16 protein-coding genes and 1 pseudogene are annotated in these 13,960 nt (G+C 71.2%); 8 read left to right on the top strand and 9 right to left on the bottom strand.

The window, feature by feature from the left end; translation table 11 throughout:
• Positions 1-4: 4 nt before the first annotated feature.
• Positions 5-775, bottom strand: coding sequence for a class I SAM-dependent methyltransferase (locus ACH5AC_RS03175; RefSeq protein WP_398859840.1), 771 nt, complete (start codon positions 773-775; stop codon positions 5-7).
• 101 nt (positions 776-876) lie between these two features.
• Between ACH5AC_RS03175 and ACH5AC_RS03170 the strand changes: the two genes are divergently transcribed.
• Positions 877-1,506: a CGNR zinc finger domain-containing protein gene (locus tag ACH5AC_RS03170; protein WP_398859838.1), complete on the top strand. Its 630-nt coding sequence runs from the start codon at positions 877-879 to the stop codon at positions 1,504-1,506.
• Here the strand turns inward: ACH5AC_RS03170 and sodX are convergent.
• Positions 1,410-1,844 (bottom strand): nickel-type superoxide dismutase maturation protease, encoded by a 435-nt coding sequence (gene sodX / locus ACH5AC_RS03165; protein WP_398859837.1) that lies wholly within the window; start codon positions 1,842-1,844, stop codon positions 1,410-1,412. The two genes, ACH5AC_RS03170 and sodX, sit on opposite strands and share 97 nt — an antisense overlap.
• A 145-nt stretch (positions 1,845-1,989) precedes the next feature.
• On the opposite strand from sodX, the gene sodN reads away from it, so the two are divergent.
• Positions 1,990-2,385 (top strand): superoxide dismutase, Ni, encoded by a 396-nt coding sequence (gene sodN / locus ACH5AC_RS03160; protein WP_390822500.1) that lies wholly within the window; start codon positions 1,990-1,992, stop codon positions 2,383-2,385.
• 191 nt (positions 2,386-2,576) lie between these two features.
• Entirely contained in the window at positions 2,577-3,416 is an 840-nt protein-coding gene (locus ACH5AC_RS03155) for a VOC family protein (RefSeq protein ID WP_398859836.1), read from the top strand.
• Here the strand turns inward: ACH5AC_RS03155 and ACH5AC_RS03150 are convergent.
• The 5 genes from ACH5AC_RS03150 to ACH5AC_RS03130 all read right to left on the bottom strand — a co-directional run bounded on the left by ACH5AC_RS03150 (position 3,413) and on the right by ACH5AC_RS03130 (position 7,544).
• Positions 3,413-3,763, bottom strand: a complete 351-nt coding sequence (locus ACH5AC_RS03150; RefSeq protein WP_398859834.1) for a DUF952 domain-containing protein — start codon at positions 3,761-3,763, stop codon at positions 3,413-3,415. The two genes, ACH5AC_RS03155 and ACH5AC_RS03150, sit on opposite strands and share 4 nt — an antisense overlap.
• Before the next feature lie 25 nt (positions 3,764-3,788).
• The gene (locus tag ACH5AC_RS03145; protein WP_398859833.1) at positions 3,789-4,043 is read right to left on the bottom strand and encodes a hypothetical protein; all 255 of its coding nucleotides are present in this window, start codon (positions 4,041-4,043) and stop codon (positions 3,789-3,791) included.
• 26 nt (positions 4,044-4,069) lie between these two features.
• Positions 4,070-4,657 (bottom strand): dihydrofolate reductase family protein, encoded by a 588-nt coding sequence (locus tag ACH5AC_RS03140; RefSeq protein ID WP_398859832.1) that lies wholly within the window; start codon positions 4,655-4,657, stop codon positions 4,070-4,072.
• A gap of 258 nt (positions 4,658-4,915) precedes the next feature.
• Positions 4,916-6,052 carry a family 2 encapsulin nanocompartment cargo protein polyprenyl transferase gene (locus ACH5AC_RS03135; RefSeq protein WP_398859831.1) on the bottom strand — a complete coding sequence of 379 codons (1,137 nt, stop codon included), beginning with the start codon at positions 6,050-6,052 and terminating at the stop codon, positions 4,916-4,918.
• An 85-nt stretch (positions 6,053-6,137) separates the two neighbouring features.
• Positions 6,138-7,544, bottom strand: coding sequence for a family 2B encapsulin nanocompartment shell protein (locus ACH5AC_RS03130; protein ID WP_398859830.1), 1,407 nt, complete (start codon positions 7,542-7,544; stop codon positions 6,138-6,140).
• Between the two features lie 311 nt (positions 7,545-7,855).
• Between ACH5AC_RS03130 and ACH5AC_RS03125 the strand changes: the two genes are divergently transcribed.
• Positions 7,856-8,446: an N-acetylmuramoyl-L-alanine amidase gene (locus ACH5AC_RS03125; protein WP_398859829.1), complete on the top strand. Its 591-nt coding sequence runs from the start codon at positions 7,856-7,858 to the stop codon at positions 8,444-8,446.
• Between the two features lie 67 nt (positions 8,447-8,513).
• On the top strand, positions 8,514-9,410 hold the full coding sequence (locus tag ACH5AC_RS03120; RefSeq protein WP_398859828.1) for a 1-aminocyclopropane-1-carboxylate deaminase/D-cysteine desulfhydrase: 897 nt from the start codon (positions 8,514-8,516) through the stop codon (positions 9,408-9,410).
• Here the strand turns inward: ACH5AC_RS03120 and ACH5AC_RS03115 are convergent.
• Positions 9,385-10,313: pseudogene (locus tag ACH5AC_RS03115) on the bottom strand (cation:proton antiporter); the annotation flags it as partial. The gene ACH5AC_RS03120 and the pseudogene ACH5AC_RS03115 overlap by 26 nt on opposite strands.
• Before the next feature lie 457 nt (positions 10,314-10,770).
• Here ACH5AC_RS03115 and ACH5AC_RS03110 point away from each other — a divergent pair.
• Positions 10,771-11,187 carry an anti-sigma regulatory factor gene (locus ACH5AC_RS03110; protein ID WP_398859826.1) on the top strand — a complete coding sequence of 139 codons (417 nt, stop codon included), beginning with the start codon at positions 10,771-10,773 and terminating at the stop codon, positions 11,185-11,187.
• A 17-nt stretch (positions 11,188-11,204) separates the two neighbouring features.
• A complete protein-coding gene (locus tag ACH5AC_RS03105; protein ID WP_398859825.1) occupies positions 11,205-12,314 on the top strand; it encodes a SigB/SigF/SigG family RNA polymerase sigma factor in 1,110 nt (369 codons plus the stop codon).
• Positions 12,315-12,370: 56 nt separating this feature from the next.
• On the opposite strand, the gene ACH5AC_RS03100 is transcribed toward ACH5AC_RS03105, so the two are convergent.
• The gene (locus ACH5AC_RS03100; RefSeq protein ID WP_398859824.1) at positions 12,371-12,820 is read right to left on the bottom strand and encodes a hypothetical protein; all 450 of its coding nucleotides are present in this window, start codon (positions 12,818-12,820) and stop codon (positions 12,371-12,373) included.
• 112 nt (positions 12,821-12,932) lie between these two features.
• Between ACH5AC_RS03100 and ACH5AC_RS03095 the strand changes: the two genes are divergently transcribed.
• On the top strand, positions 12,933-13,901 hold the full coding sequence (locus ACH5AC_RS03095; RefSeq protein ID WP_398859823.1) for a diacylglycerol/lipid kinase family protein: 969 nt from the start codon (positions 12,933-12,935) through the stop codon (positions 13,899-13,901).
• The last annotated feature ends 59 nt before the right edge of the window (positions 13,902-13,960 follow it).

Raw genomic sequence — 13,960 nt, 5'->3', positions numbered from 1 at the left:
CGGGCTACTTGAGCGCGAGCAGCAGCGTGTCCGACGGGGACGCCCACACCGGCCGCGCCTCCTCGAAGCCCTTCTCGCGCAGTACGCGCGCGTGCCAGGCCGCGGAGGGCATCTCGCCGTCCGCGTGGGAGCCGTAGATCTCGAAGCGGCGGGCGGTGGGTCCGGCGAGGGCGGGGTCCTTGGCGGCGAGGTCCCACCATTCGGCCCAGTCGAGGGCGCCGTTCTTCATGGCCCGGTCCATCCGGGCGCGGCTGAACGTGCTCTCGGTCGCGTTGATCCTGGGCGTGTTCTCGTCGATCATGACGTCGGCGTTGAGGAAGACGCCGCCGTAGCGGACGAGGCCCGCGAGCCGGCCGTACAGCTCCTGGAGGGCGTCCCCCCGCAGCCAGTGCAGCGCTGTGGCGGTCAGGACCGCGTCGTACGTGTCGTGGGGCAGCCGCGCGGGCCAGTCCGGGTCCTTGAGGTCGGCCTCGACGAAGGTGACGCGGTCGTCTCCGGCGAAGGTGCCGCGGGCGATGGTGAGCAGCGCCGGGTCGAGGTCGACGCCGGTGCTGACGGCGGCGGGGAAGCGGTCGAGGAGGCGGGCGGTGATGCTGCCGGTGCCGCAGGCGAGGTCGAGGACGCGCGGTTCGGAACCGACGAACGCCTCGACCATGTCCAGCATGGTGCGGAAGCGGTCCTCCCGGTCGGGCATGTACCACTCCTGCTGCCGGTCCCAGCTCTCCTGCCAGGCCCGCCAGTCGGTTCCCGTGGTGACGGTCCCCGTGTCGGTCATCGCAACCCCTCCCACAGTGCATGCCCGTAATACCCTGGAAGCACGATCGTCTGTTACTCGACCGCATCCACGACCATAAAGCCCCTCCGTAAGGACTACAAGTGGAACTGGCCTATTACTCGGACTATGCCGTACGCCTCGTCAACACCGAGGAACCGGCCCGGGGCAAGGACTCCCTGACCTCGATCGAGGCAGTCCGCGAGCTGTTCGGGGTCAACCAGTCGGCGGCCCGCCGCGCCACGGACGCGGACGTCACCCGCTTCCGCTCGGTACGGGCCCGCCTGCGTGCGGTCTTCGAGGCGGCCGACACCGGTGACGAGACCCTCGCCGTCGACCTGCTGAACTCCCTCCTGCTGGAGTTCCCGGTGAGCCCGCAGATCTCCGGCCACGACCACCGCGACGACGACGACCGCCCCCTGTGGCACATGCACCTGGCCGACCACCCGTCGAACGCCACGGCGGGGTACGCCGCGATCGCCGCGATGGGCCTGGCCTTCCACCTCACCGAATACGGCGTGGACCGCCTGGGCCTGTGCGAGGCACCCCCCTGCCGCAACGCCTACCTGGACACCTCGACCAACCGCTCCCGCCGCTACTGCTCCGACCGCTGCGCCACCCGGGCGAACGTGGCCGCCTACCGCGCCCGCAAGCGCCTGGAGGCGGACCGGTCCGGGAAGACCGGCCGGGCGGCCGAGAAGACCCAGCGCAGCACGGCGATCGGCGAGCGCTGACCGGCCTTGCGCGGCCGGTACCGGAACCGCACCCTGCCCAGGATCAGCTCATCCGGCACGGTCCCGTAATCAGTGCTGTCCCCGCCGGCGTAAGCGTTGTCCCCCAGCACCCACCACCCCCCGTCCCGCCGCTCCACGGCCCGCTTCACGACCAGCAGATCCTGCTGAAAGGGATGCCGCAGCACGACGACGTCACCGACCCGCACCCGGGCCCCGTACCGCACGAGCAGCTGATCCCCCTCGTGCAGCGTGGGCACCATCGACGGCCCGGTCACCTCGGCCAGCCCGTAGGGCGCGGCCACCCGCCCGTGCCCGGACTCCTGCGACAGCTCCGGCATCGCCGGCACCTCCCCTGTCCGTTCCTCCACCAGTCCCAGTCTGACCCCGGACTTTTGTCCTAAGCCCAAGGGGGCACTCGCGAAAACCCGTCGCTCAGGGAGTAATCTCCCATCTGAGAAGACGATCACGAGGAAGGAACGCTCCATGCTTTCCCGCCTGTTTGCTCCCAAGGTCAAGGTCAGCGCACACTGCGACCTGCCCTGCGGTGTGTACGACCCGGCCCAGGCCCGCATCGAGGCGGAGTCGGTGAAGGCCGTGCAGGAGAAGATGGCCGCCAACGACGACCCGCACTTCCAGGCTCGCGCCACCGTCATCAAGGAGCAGCGCGCCGAGCTGGCCAAGCACCACGTGTCGGTCCTCTGGAGCGACTACTTCAAGCCCCCGCACTTCGAGAAGTACCCCCAGCTGCACACCCTGGTCAACGACACCCTGAAGGCCCTCTCGGCCGCCAAGGCGTCCACCGACCCGAAGACCGGTGAGAAGGCCCTGGAGCTCATCGCCGAGATCGACAAGATCTTCTGGGAGACCAAGAAGGCTTGATCCGATCATGCACTTGACCCTGCGATTTCCTTCGATCGCTTGGTCCGCCTGTCCGCACCCGGTCCGCAGGCCGCCGAACACGGCGTCCCCTGACGGACCGGGTGCGGTCTTCTTCGCCCGGCCACGGGTGGGCGTAGAACCGCAGTACGACATCACCGCCCCGCGCACCTCGACACCGTTAGCTTGGTCGCATGGAACTGAAAGTGCGCCAGGGCTTCGTCGCTGTCGACGGCCATGACAAGGCTGCCGACCCGGACGTTTCCTCCGCCGACTGCGACGCCGGCTTCGCCTCGGGCGTCCGGTGGACGTACGCCTTCATAGACCGCCCGGCCGCGCGTTTCGCGGACGCCTGTGCGTTCTGGACCGCCGTGACCGACACCCGGCTGTCCGGACTGCGCGGTGAGCAGGACGAGTTCACCACGCTGCTGCCGGACGGCGCGGACGCCTGTGTGAAGGTCCAGGGCGTCGACGACCCCGACGGCGGCGCCCATCTCGACTTCGCGGTGGACGACGTGGCGGGCTTCGTGGCACGGGCCCTGACGCTCGGGGCGACACCGGTCGCCGAGCATGTGGGCTGGGCCGTGCTGCGGTCCCCGGCCGGGCAGTTGTTCTGCGCGGTGCCCTGGCACGGGGAGGCGGTACGGCCGCCGGTGGTGGCGGGCAGCCGCCTCGACCAGGTGTGCCTGGACCTTCCACCGTCCGCGTACGACACCGAAGTCGCCTTCTGGAGCGGCCTGCTGCCCGACTGGACCGCCCGGCCGGGCTCACGGCCGGAGTTCCACGTCATCGCCCCGCCGTCAGGGCTGCCGGTCCGTGTCCTGCTCCAGCGGCTGGGCGAGGAGCGGCCCGCCTCCGCCCACCTCGACCTGGCGTGCGGCCCGGACCGCCCGGCCGTACGCGCCCACCACGAACGTCTCGGCGCGACCCTCGTCGCCGAGGGCGCCCACTGGACGGTGATGCGCGACCCGGCGGGCGGTATCTACTGCCTGACCGGCCGGGACGCGGAGACGGGCGGACTGCGGCCGGTCTAGGCCGTGCGACTGGTCGGCCACTCCTCCACAGCGACGACGGCGGCCACCGGCAGCGGCCCGTACACATGCGGGAACTCCTCGCCGCCGGGCTCCGCCGCCTCGTACCTCAGCGGTACGTCGAGCCGGGCGGGGTCGACGACCAGCACCACCAGGTCGTCGGGGGCGTCGGGGCCGCCGTACAGGAAGGCGGCGACACCGGGGAGTTGGGCACGCGTGGAGCAGTGGATGAAGCCCTCCTCACGGAGGGTGCGGCCACGGGTGGACCACTCGTACGTGCCGTGGGCGCGGGCCGCCTCCCACAGCGGGCGCTCGGTGATGTGCAGGATGTGCGGCGGGGTCTCGGGCATGCGGGCACGCTACCCGGTCCCCGCTTCAGCGCCGCCGGCTGCCGGTGTCGTCGTGCTCGGGCTCGCGCGCGTCCTGCTCGTCGCGCGCCTGGTCCCGCTCCTGCTCCTGCGCGGGCCGCTGCTCGTGCTCGGCGTCCTGGGGGACGTACGCCTCGCAGTCGGGGTTGTGGCACGGTCCGGCGACCCAGCGCGGCACCCAGGCGCCCAGGGTCTTGTACCGCTGGACCACCGACTCGACGGGCTGCCCGCAGGCCGGACAGACGTGCTCTTCCCTGTCCATGTCCCCAGGGTAGGGCGGCGGGCGCCTCAGCGCTTCCTGCTGTACGTCCGCACCAGGATGCCGTTGCCGAAGGCGCGCACCTCGTCGAGGGCGAACCGGGCGATGTCGGCTCCGGTGCCGCCGAACATCGGCATGCCGGTGCCGTACGCCAGGGGGTACGTCTTGATGACGAGTTCGTCGATCTCGTCGAACAGCTGACCGGCGAGCTGGGCGCCGCCGCACAGGTAGATGCCCAGTCCGCCGTCCTCAGCCTTGAGTTCGCGGATCCTGGCGACCACGTCCCCGGAGACGATCTCGACAGCGGGGTCGGGCGACTCGCCCAGGGAGCGGGAGGCGACGTACTGGCGGAGGTGGGCGTAGGGGCTGGTGATGCCCTCCTTCAGGCCGACCTCGTAGCTGCCCCGGCCCTGGATGACCGTGTCGTACTGGTCGTTCGGCCGCTCGTCGATGCCGAAGGCGCGGCGGGCGGCGGTGGGCAGGGTGTCCGCGCGTTCCGTCCGCAGGTACTCCAGGAACTCCTCGTCGAGGAGGGAGATCATCTCCGATGCGTCGCCGTCCGGGTCGCCGATGAAGCCGTCGACGGAGCAGGCGATGAAGTACGTGAGCTTGCGCAAGCTGGTCTCTTTCCGTAGGCCGCGTCTCTTGACCACCACAGTTGTAGTGCTTCGCTTGTAGTGGTTGCAAGGGGTTAAGCGGTACGGAACGCAAGTGGGAGAGGTGACTCCGCATGAGGTGCGGAAGGGCATGGAAAGGCGGGCCCCGCACACCGTGGGGATGCGCGGGACCCGCCGGACCGGGGCCACCGCATGCCGTGCGGAGTCAGGAGCCGCACGAGCCCGCAGGCCCCGGGGTCTCACCGGTCCTCCCTGATCTCAGGTACTGCGTCGCGTCACGAACTCGGCCAGCGCCAGCAGCCCGCCCGCCGACTCCGGGTCGGGGATCGCCCGGGACAGTTCGTCCATCGCGTGGGACATCCGGTCGGCCGCCTGCTCCTGCGCCCAGTCACGGCCGCCCGCCCGCTCCACGGCCAGGGCGGTGCGCTCCAGGTCCTCCTTGTCGTGGGGCAGGGCGTACAGCTCGGCGAGTTCGGCGGCGGCCGGGGTGCCGGAGGCCAGCGCCGCGACCACCGGCAGGGACTTCTTGCGGGCGGCGAGGTCGGCCCTGGCCGGCTTGCCGGTACGCCGCGGGTCGCCCCAAATGCCGATCACGTCGTCGATGAGCTGGAAGGCGAGCCCGGACTCCCGGCCGAACGCGTCCAGCGCCGCCACATCCTCCTCGGCCGCCCCCGCGTACAGCGCGCCGAGGGCGCAGGCGCAGCCGAGCAGCGCCCCGGTCTTGGCCTCGGCCATGGTGAGCACCTCGGTGAGGGTGACCTCGTCGGGCGCGCGGGTCTCCAGGGCGGTGTCCGCGTGCTGGCCCTCGCACAGCTCGACCACGCAGGCGGCGAGCCGGGCGGCGGCCGCCGGGGCGGCCGGGTGCGGGTCCTCGGCCAGCAGCATCAGCGCCCGCGCCTGCAGGGCGTCCCCGGCGAGGATCGCGTCGGCGTCACCGAACACCGTCCAGGCGGTGGGGCGGTGCCGGCGGGTCGCGTCACGGTCCATCACGTCGTCGTGCAACAGCGTGAAGTTGTGGACCAGTTCGACGGCCGCGGCCGCCCGGACCGCCGCCGTGCGGGCCGGTGCGCCACCGAGCGCGGCCGCCGCGGTGAGCACCAGCGCGGGCCGGATCGCCTTGCCGGCGTGGCCCTCCGCCGGGGTGCCGTCGGCGTGCTCCCAGCCGAAGTGGTAGCGCGCGACCCGCCGCATCGAGACGGGCAACGCGTCGATGGCGGCGCGTAGTTCGGGGTCTACGGCGGCCCGGGAACGCTCCAGGATGGCCGCCGCCTCCTGCCCGTCGGACGGGCCGGTGTGGCTGCCGAGGGGTGTGTGCCCCTCCCCTGTCTCGACGGTCTCGGCGGGGCGCCGTGCCGCGTCGGTGTGCGGCCTGGTCTCCGCCAGGAAGTCGGTCATGAGGTCCCCCCTTTCACGTCCTTCCTCGTCCCCCGGGGGTGTACCCGCCCCGGAGGGCGGGAACACGGCATGCGGACCGGGAAGGTCACCGCCAGCGGCCGATCTGGACGTTCTCCAGGACGCCGAGCGCGTCCGGGACCAGGACGGCGGCCGAGTAGTAGGACGTCACCAGGTACTTGATGATGGCCTGTTCGTTGATGCCCATGAACCGCACCGACAGGCTCGGCTCGATCTCGTCGGGGATGCCGGACTGGCGCAGGCCGATGACGCCCTGGTCCTGCTCGCCGAGACGCATCGCGATGATGGAGCTGGTACGGGCCTCGGTGACGGGGATCTTGTTGCACGGGTAGATCGGCACCCCGCGCCAGGTGGGGATGCGGTTGCCGCCGACGTCGATGGTCTCCGGCACCAGTCCGCGCTTGTTCAGCTCACGTCCGAACGCCGCGATCGCCCGCGGATGGGCCAGGAAGAGCTTGGTGCCGCGCCGGCGGCTGAGCAGCTCGTCCATGTCGTCGGGGCCGGGCACGCCGTCGTGCGGCTGGATCCGCTGGTCGTACTCGCAGTTGTTCAGCAGGCCGAACTCGCGGTTGTTGACCAGCTCGTGCTCCATGCGCTCCTTGAGCGCCTCGACCGTGAGCCGCAACTGCTGCTCGGTCTGGTTCATCGGCTGGTTGTAGAGGTCGGCCACGCGCGAGTGGATGCGCAGCACGGTCTGGGCGATGCTCAGCTCGTACTCGCGGGGCCGGGCCTCGTAGTCGACGAAGGTGTGCGGGATGTCGGGCTCGCCGGAGTGGCCCGCGGCGAGGTCGACCTCCTTCTCGCCGTACTTGTTGGTGCGCTGCTCGGGGATCGCGCGCTGCTGCTGGAGGTGGGCGCTCAGCGACTCGGCGCGCTCCGCGATCTGCTCGACGTCCTGGCGGGACAGGACCAGAACCGTGCACGGAGTACTGGCGCGGGCCGTGTACTCCCAGATGGCGTCCGGGTCGAGCAGCGCCTGCTCACCGAGGTACGCCCCGTCGGCGAGCACGCCGAGGGACTCGTCTTCGCCATAGGGGCCGGTGCCGAACTTCTCGACCCGGCCGTGTGCCAGCAGATAGACCTCGTCGGTCTGGCTGCCGAAGGAGGCGATGACCTCGCCGGCGGGGATCTCCCGCTGCCGGCAGCGCTGGGCGAGCTCGGCGAGCGCCTCCTCGTCCTCGTAGCCGCGCAGCGCGGGCAGTTCGGTCAGTTCGGCGGGGATGACCTCGACGCGGTCACCGGTCTTCACGAAGGTGATACGGCCGTCGCCGACCGCGAACGTGAGCCGACGGTTCACTCGGTAAGTACCGCCCTGTACGTCCACCCAGGGCAGCATCCGCAGCAGCCAGCGGGAGCTGATCTCCTGCATCTGCGGTACGGACTTGGTCGTGGTGGCCAGATTCCGCGCGGCGGTTGTGCCGAGGCTCTGCTGCGGCCGGTCCTGCTCCGTGCGGGTCTCTTCGCCTACCGACATAGAGAAATGCCCTCCCCATACGCGCACCGGCGCCATGCTGCGCCAGGCATCGATCTCACGGGCAAACACTTTCATCACTCACCGTGCCGGTGCTATTACACGAAAGAGCGGGATTGGATCATCGCGCGACTGGGCACGCGGATGATTTCGTCGAGCAAACCCCCGGGCCGTTACACCTTTCAGCCAACCGGACCATACGACTTGTCCGGATCGGCTCGCACAGGATGCGAACGACGTCGTCCGTGCCGACCGACTTCGGTACAAGCACCGGTACGCGGCAACTGCCGCGGGCTCAGCACGAAGGAGACAGCATGGCCACCCCCATGTCCGCGGACGGCTTCCTGCACCGGCTCAGGCGGGAGGGCCTCACCGTCGTCGAGGTCGGCGACTGGAGGCGTCACAACCGCAACCACAAGGGGCCCTGGGGGCCGGTCCACGGCGTGATGCTCCACCACACGGTGACCAGGGGCACGGAACGCACGGTGGAGCTGTGCCGCAAGGGCCACGCGGACCTGCCCGGTCCGCTGTGCCACGGCGTCGTCGCCAAGGACGGCACGGTCCACCTCGTCGGCTACGGCCGCGCCAACCACGCCGGGCCCGGCGACGACGACGTCCTGCGGGCGGTGATCGCGGAGAAGGGCCTGCCGCCGGACAACGAGGCCGACACCGACGGCAACCGCCACTTCTACGGCTTCGAGTGCGAGAACCTCGGCGACGGCAAGGACCCCTGGCCGGAAGCCCAACTGGAAGCGATCGAACGAGCCGCCGCCGCCCTGTGCCGGCACCACGGCTGGTCGGAACGCTCGGTCATCGGCCACCTGGAGTGGCAACCGGGCAAGGTGGACCCGCGGGGCTTCTCCATGACGTGGATGCGCGAGCGGGTCCGGAACCGGCTGAAGTGACCGTCGGGGCGACGCCCCGAAGGACCGTCCGGCCGCGGCCCGTGTGCCGCGGCCGGACAATGGTGGGGTGACCAGCCGCGAAGCCCTCGTTCCCCGTCTGCCGTCGCCGCTTCAGGAGGCGGTCGACGAGCGCTTCGCACGGCGCGGGGTCCGTCTGCTGCTCAAGCGGGACGATCTGATCCATCCCGAGCTGATCGGCAACAAGTGGCGCAAGCTGGCGCCGAACCTGGAGGCGGCCGAGGGCCGGACGCTGGTCACCTTCGGCGGGGCCTGGTCCAACCATCTGCGGGCCACCGCCGCCGCGGGCCGGCTGCTCGGCCTGCGCACGGTGGGCGTGGTCCGTGGTCAGGAGCTCGCGGACCGGCCGCTGAACCCGTCCCTCGCCCGGTGCGCGGCGGACGGTATGCGGCTGCACTTCGTCGACAGGTCGACGTATCGCCGTAAGGCCGATCCCGACGTCGTCGCGCGCGTGCTGCGCGAGGTGGGCGCCGGGGACGCGTACGTCGTGCCCGAGGGCGGCAGCAACACCGCGGCCGTACGCGCCTGCACGGCACTCGGCGCGGAGCTGCGCGGCCGGGCCGACGTGATCGCGCTCGCCTGCGGCACCGGCGGCACCCTCGCCGGTCTGGCCGCGGGCCTGGGCCCCGACCAGGGGGCCCTGGGCATACCCGTGCTCAAGGGCGGCTTCCTGACCGACGAGATACGACGGCTGCAGCAGGCCGCTTTCGGCGGCCCACGGGGCACCTGGTCGCTCGACGAGCGCTTCCACTGCGGCGGCTACGCCCGCACCACCCCGGAACTGCACACCTTCGCCGAGGACTTCGAGCGGCGCCACGGACTGCCCGTCGAGCGTCTGTATGTCGCCAAAATGCTGTACGGACTTGTCGCCCTGGCCGACGAGGGCGCCTTCCCGCGCGGGACCCGGCTCGCGGCGGTGATCACCGGGACGCCTTTCCCGGGCTGAGGCGCGTCACGTCGTCGTCCAGGCGGGGCGCAGCGAGGGTGCGCAGCATCTCGTCGTCGATGTACCGGCCGTCGCGCTGGCGGACGAACACCTCGCGCGCGCTGCCGCCACCGCTGGCCGACCGGCTGCGCGCCGTCCTGGACCGCCGCCGCGACGCCGTCAGGGAACGCCTCGGCCAGGGTCGCGGCCTGCGGGTCGACGGCGGGAACCCTCAGCAGGGCGGATCAGCGCGGGCAGGGTCACGCTGGTGAACGTCAGGAAGAGGATCAGGTTGCGCTGCAGTAACTCGGCCTCGCCGTGCTCCTCGGTGAGCGGGATTGAGAAGGCGATGGCCGGCGACTGCGTGCCAGACGGCGTCCGGGCCCTCGTACGCCCCGAGGCCCCTGAGGACGACCGGCAGCCGCAGGCCGACCATCTTTCACACAGTCTCCTGGCGAAGTGGACCTGCCACGCGCGGTGGCCGTAGAGCGCGACGACGACCACAGCGATGACGCCGGACGCGCGCAACTGCCCGGCGGCCGCGTAGGCGACGAACGACATCAGCAGGGAGGACGTGTTCTGCGGCAGCGCCTCACGCACGCGCGTGCGCAGCCAGTGGATCGGCGCCATGAGGATCAGGCCCACCGCGAGGCCGCCGAGCGCGGCCACGAGAAACTCCTCGACGCCGCCCGCCCGGGAGGCGCCCTGGCCGACCGCAGCCGCGAGGGCCACCTTGTAGGCGGTGATCGCGGTGGCGTCGTTCAGCAGGGACTCGCCCTGCGGGATCGTGGTGATCTCGGAGGGCAGGCCGACCCGGCGGGCCACCGCGGTGGCCGCGACCGCGTCCGGCGGCGGCGCCACCGCGCCCAGCACCAGCACCAGCGCCGCGGTCAGCGGCAGACCGGGCACGAGCAGATACGGGGCCACGGGCCGCGCGTGCGCGCACAGGCCGGGCCCTCACTTCCCGCCGACCCGGCGGTAGGTGCGGCCGAACGCGGTGTGCCGACTGCACAGGGTTACGCTAACAGGACACCACCGCGCTGCCGCGCGAGAAGGCGAGAGCCGGCGCTGGTGCTTCGTGGACCATGTACTCGTCGTGTGAGGGCGTGTGAGGTGCACCATGGAGTGGACGTGCTCGACGTACGGTTCGAGGGTCTGACGTCTGGGTACGTCAACCCGGCGCGCGCTCTTCCCATTTGGGCCCGCAGACCCCCTAGACACGGAGCGTGTCCGAAGGTTTACTGTGAGTGACGCCAGGGGGTCAGGGTCCCGGGGACAGGAAAGTTCCGAGCGCGATAGCGTCACCGCAGTACCACACTTCGCGTTACCCCCGGGGGGCGACCCTCGGCCCCGAACAGCTTGTACCACCTTGGAGGTGAGGGTGTCCCAGATCGCAGGCGAGCCCGCGGCGAACCAGGACTTCGTGGAAGTCCGGCTGCCGGCTGCGGGTGCCTACCTGTCGGTGCTGCGGACGGCCACGGCCGGCCTCGCGGCCCGTTTGGACTTCACCCTGGACGAGATCGAGGACCTGCGCATCGCGGTGGACGAAGCCTGCGCGATCCTGCTCCAGCAGGCCGTGCCCGGCTCGGTGCTCAGCTGTGTGTTCCGGCTCGTGGACGACTCACTGGAGGTCACCGTCTCGGCCCCGACCACCGATGGCCACGCCCCTTCGCGCGACACCTTCGCCTGGACCGTGCTGTCGGCCCTCGCGGGCAAGGTCTCGTCCGCCGTCGACGAGGACAAGACCGTTTCGATCAGCCTCTACAAACAACGCGGCGCCGGCCCCGGGTCGGCGTGAAGGACGGGGACGGGCCGGTGCGGGACGAAGAGCGCGGCACACAGGAGCTGTCCGCCGCGGAGGGCAGCACGGCCCCCGCGGGCGGTTCCCGGCGCATGGCGAACGGCATCGACGGCATCGACGGCATCCCCGAGCAGGCCCGGCCGCACCCGGAGGACGCCTCCCCGGAGGTCGTCTCCCCGGAGGCCGGCTTCCTGGACGGCGAGGGCCGACGGGAACGGCAGGATGCCGTACAGGGCGCGCCCCGGGCACGACGCGGCGGGGGCTCCCCCGGCCGGACGGGGGCGACGGCTCGACAGAGGGCGACGGGCGGGACGATGAGCGAGCACGAGCGAGACGACGAACCGAGCGTGCCGGGCACGCAGCACGAGCCTCAGGATCGCAGCGGGGCGCGGGCGATGTTCGTCGAGCTGCGCGGGCTGCCGGAGGGCAGCCCCGAGTACGCGGAGCTGCGCAACCAGCTGGTCCGGATGCATCTGCCGCTCGTCGAGCACCTCGCGCGCCGCTTCCGCAACCGTGGCGAGCCGCTGGACGACCTCACCCAGGTCGCCACCATCGGCCTGATCAAGTCGGTCGACCGCTTCGACCCCGACCGCGGCGTGGAGTTCTCGACATATGCGACGCCGACGGTCGTGGGCGAGATCAAGCGGCACTTCCGGGACAAGGGCTGGGCGGTGCGGGTGCCGCGCCGGCTCCAGGAGCTGAGGCTGTCCCTGACCACGGCGACGGCCGAGCTGTCCCAGCAGCACGGCCGCTCCCCGACCGTCCATGAGCTGGCCGAGAAGCTCGCCATCTCGGAGGAGGAGGTCCTGGAGGGCCTGGAGTCCGCCAACGCGTACTCCACGCTGTCGCTGGACGTCCCCGACACCGACGACGAGTCCCCGGCGGTCGCGGACACCCTGGGTGCGGAGGACGAGGCGCTGGAGGGCGTGGAGTACCGGGAGTCGCTGAAGCCGCTCCTGGAGGATCTCCCGCCGCGTGAGAAGCGCATCCTGCTGCTGCGCTTCTTCGGGAACATGACCCAGTCGCAGATCGCGCAGGAGGTCGGCATCTCCCAGATGCATGTCTCGCGGCTGCTGGCGCGGACGCTGGCGCAGTTGCGGGAGAAGCTGCTGGTGGAGGAGTAGGCCCCGATGGGTGAGGGCTCCTCTGGGAACTCCGGGGCCCTCGCTTCCGGGACCCCCTACTGCTGTTCGGCCCGGCCCGGCCCTCGGATCCCAAGGGCCCGGGTCGTCTCGCCGTTGACGATCAGCACCAGCGCGGCCACGGCCACCACGGCGATCACGATCCCGGCGGGGATGGCGACGCTGTCGGCCTGGAGCAGGTTGTAGGCGATGGGCAGTGCCATGATCTGCGTGATCACGGCGGGTCCCCGGCTCCAGCCGCGCCGCGCCAGCAGGCCGCGCGCGGCGAGCAGCGGCAGCAGGGCAAGCGCCAGCAGTGTGACGCCCAGGGTCACGGCCTGCTGCCGGTCGTCCGGCTCCCCGACCAGTCCGAGCACCATCGCCAGCACCCCGCCGACGACCAGGGCCAGCCCCTCGAGGCCGACCAGCGCGGCGGCGTACGTCAGCCGCCGGGGGCGGGGGCCCGTGAGGTCCGGTTCCTGGGTGTTCGGGTTCTGCTCAGCGCTCACAGATGAAGGGTAGCCGCCGGGCGGTGCTCTCCTGCCGGGGCCGGGCAGTGATCTCTCACCGGATCTCCACCCGGCCTGTGCCCGGTACCCCCCAGTAGGTACGCTGCCATCCATGCGTGCACTTCTTGTGGTCAACCCGGCAGCAACCACTACGAGTGCACGGACCCGTGACGTCCTGATCCACGCGCTGGCGAGCGAGATGAAGCTCGAGGCGGTCACCACGCAGTACCGGGGGCACGCCCGGGACCTGGGCCGGCAGGCCGCGCAGAGCGAGGACATCGATCTGGTCGTGGCCCTCGGCGGCGACGGCACCGTGAACGAGGTCGTCAACGGACTCCTCCATGACGGCCCGGACCCCGAGCACCTCCCTGGCCTCGCCGTGGTCCCCGGCGGCTCCACCAATGTCTTCGCCCGCGCCCTGGGTCTGCCCAACGACCCCGTCGAGGCCACCGGCGCCCTGCTGGACGCGTTGCGCGAGGGCACCGAACGTACGGTCGGGCTCGGTCTGACCTCCGGCACGCCGGGCACCGAGGACGAGACGGTGCCGTCCCGCTGGTTCACCTTCAACGCGGGGCTCGGCTTCGACGCGGGGGTCGTGGGGCGGGTGGAGCAGCACCGCGAGCGCGGCAAGAAGTCGACCCACGCGCTCTACGTCCGTCAGGTCATGCGCCAGTTGCTGGGCGAGCCGCACCGCCGGCACGGGACGATCACCCTGGAGCGGCCGGACGCCGACCCGGTGACCGATCTGGTGCTGTCCATAGTCTGCAATACGGCGCCGTGGACGTTCCTGGGCAATCGCCCGATGTACTCGTCACCTAAGGCGTCGTTCGATACCGGCCTCGACGTACTCGGTCTCAGCCGTCTGTCCGCCGCCGCGGTTGCCCGGTATGGCACCCAGTTGCTTCTTTCGTCCCCCGAGCGGGGACCCCAGGGCAAGCACGCCGTCTCTCTGCACGATCTGGAGCAGTTCACCTTGCATTCGAAGGTGCCCTTGCCCCTCCAGATGGACGGAGACCACCTGGGACTGCGCACGAGTGTGACGTTCACAGGCGTACGCCGTGCACTGCGTGTGATTGTGTGAGCGGAACGGGCTAAAGTCCTTTCACTCGAACGTTTAGGCCAGGATCCACCCCATGGAAG

This window comes from Streptomyces sp. NPDC018693 (genome assembly GCF_044391385.1).
Lineage (GTDB): Bacteria > Actinomycetota > Actinomycetes > Streptomycetales > Streptomycetaceae > Streptomyces.
This window is presented reverse-complemented; position numbering and strand designations above follow the sequence as displayed.

Excerpts from the sequence above, each read along its gene's own strand:
- ACH5AC_RS03175 (WP_398859840.1), bottom strand. The coding sequence starts at position 775 with ATGACCGACACGGGGACCGTCACCACGGGAACCGACTGGCGGGCCTGG.
- sodX (WP_398859837.1), bottom strand. The coding sequence starts at position 1,844 with ATGCCGGAGCTGTCGCAGGAGTCCGGGCACGGGCGGGTGGCCGCGCCC.
- sodN (WP_390822500.1), top strand. The coding sequence starts at position 1,990 with ATGCTTTCCCGCCTGTTTGCTCCCAAGGTCAAGGTCAGCGCACACTGC.
- ACH5AC_RS03155 (WP_398859836.1), top strand. The coding sequence starts at position 2,577 with ATGGAACTGAAAGTGCGCCAGGGCTTCGTCGCTGTCGACGGCCATGAC.
- ACH5AC_RS03150 (WP_398859834.1), bottom strand. The coding sequence starts at position 3,763 with ATGCCCGAGACCCCGCCGCACATCCTGCACATCACCGAGCGCCCGCTG.
- ACH5AC_RS03145 (WP_398859833.1), bottom strand. The coding sequence starts at position 4,043 with ATGGACAGGGAAGAGCACGTCTGTCCGGCCTGCGGGCAGCCCGTCGAG.
- ACH5AC_RS03135 (WP_398859831.1), bottom strand. The coding sequence starts at position 6,052 with ATGACCGACTTCCTGGCGGAGACCAGGCCGCACACCGACGCGGCACGG.
- ACH5AC_RS03130 (WP_398859830.1), bottom strand. The coding sequence starts at position 7,544 with ATGTCGGTAGGCGAAGAGACCCGCACGGAGCAGGACCGGCCGCAGCAG.
- ACH5AC_RS03125 (WP_398859829.1), top strand. The coding sequence starts at position 7,856 with ATGGCCACCCCCATGTCCGCGGACGGCTTCCTGCACCGGCTCAGGCGG.
- ACH5AC_RS03095 (WP_398859823.1), top strand. The coding sequence starts at position 12,933 with ATGCGTGCACTTCTTGTGGTCAACCCGGCAGCAACCACTACGAGTGCA.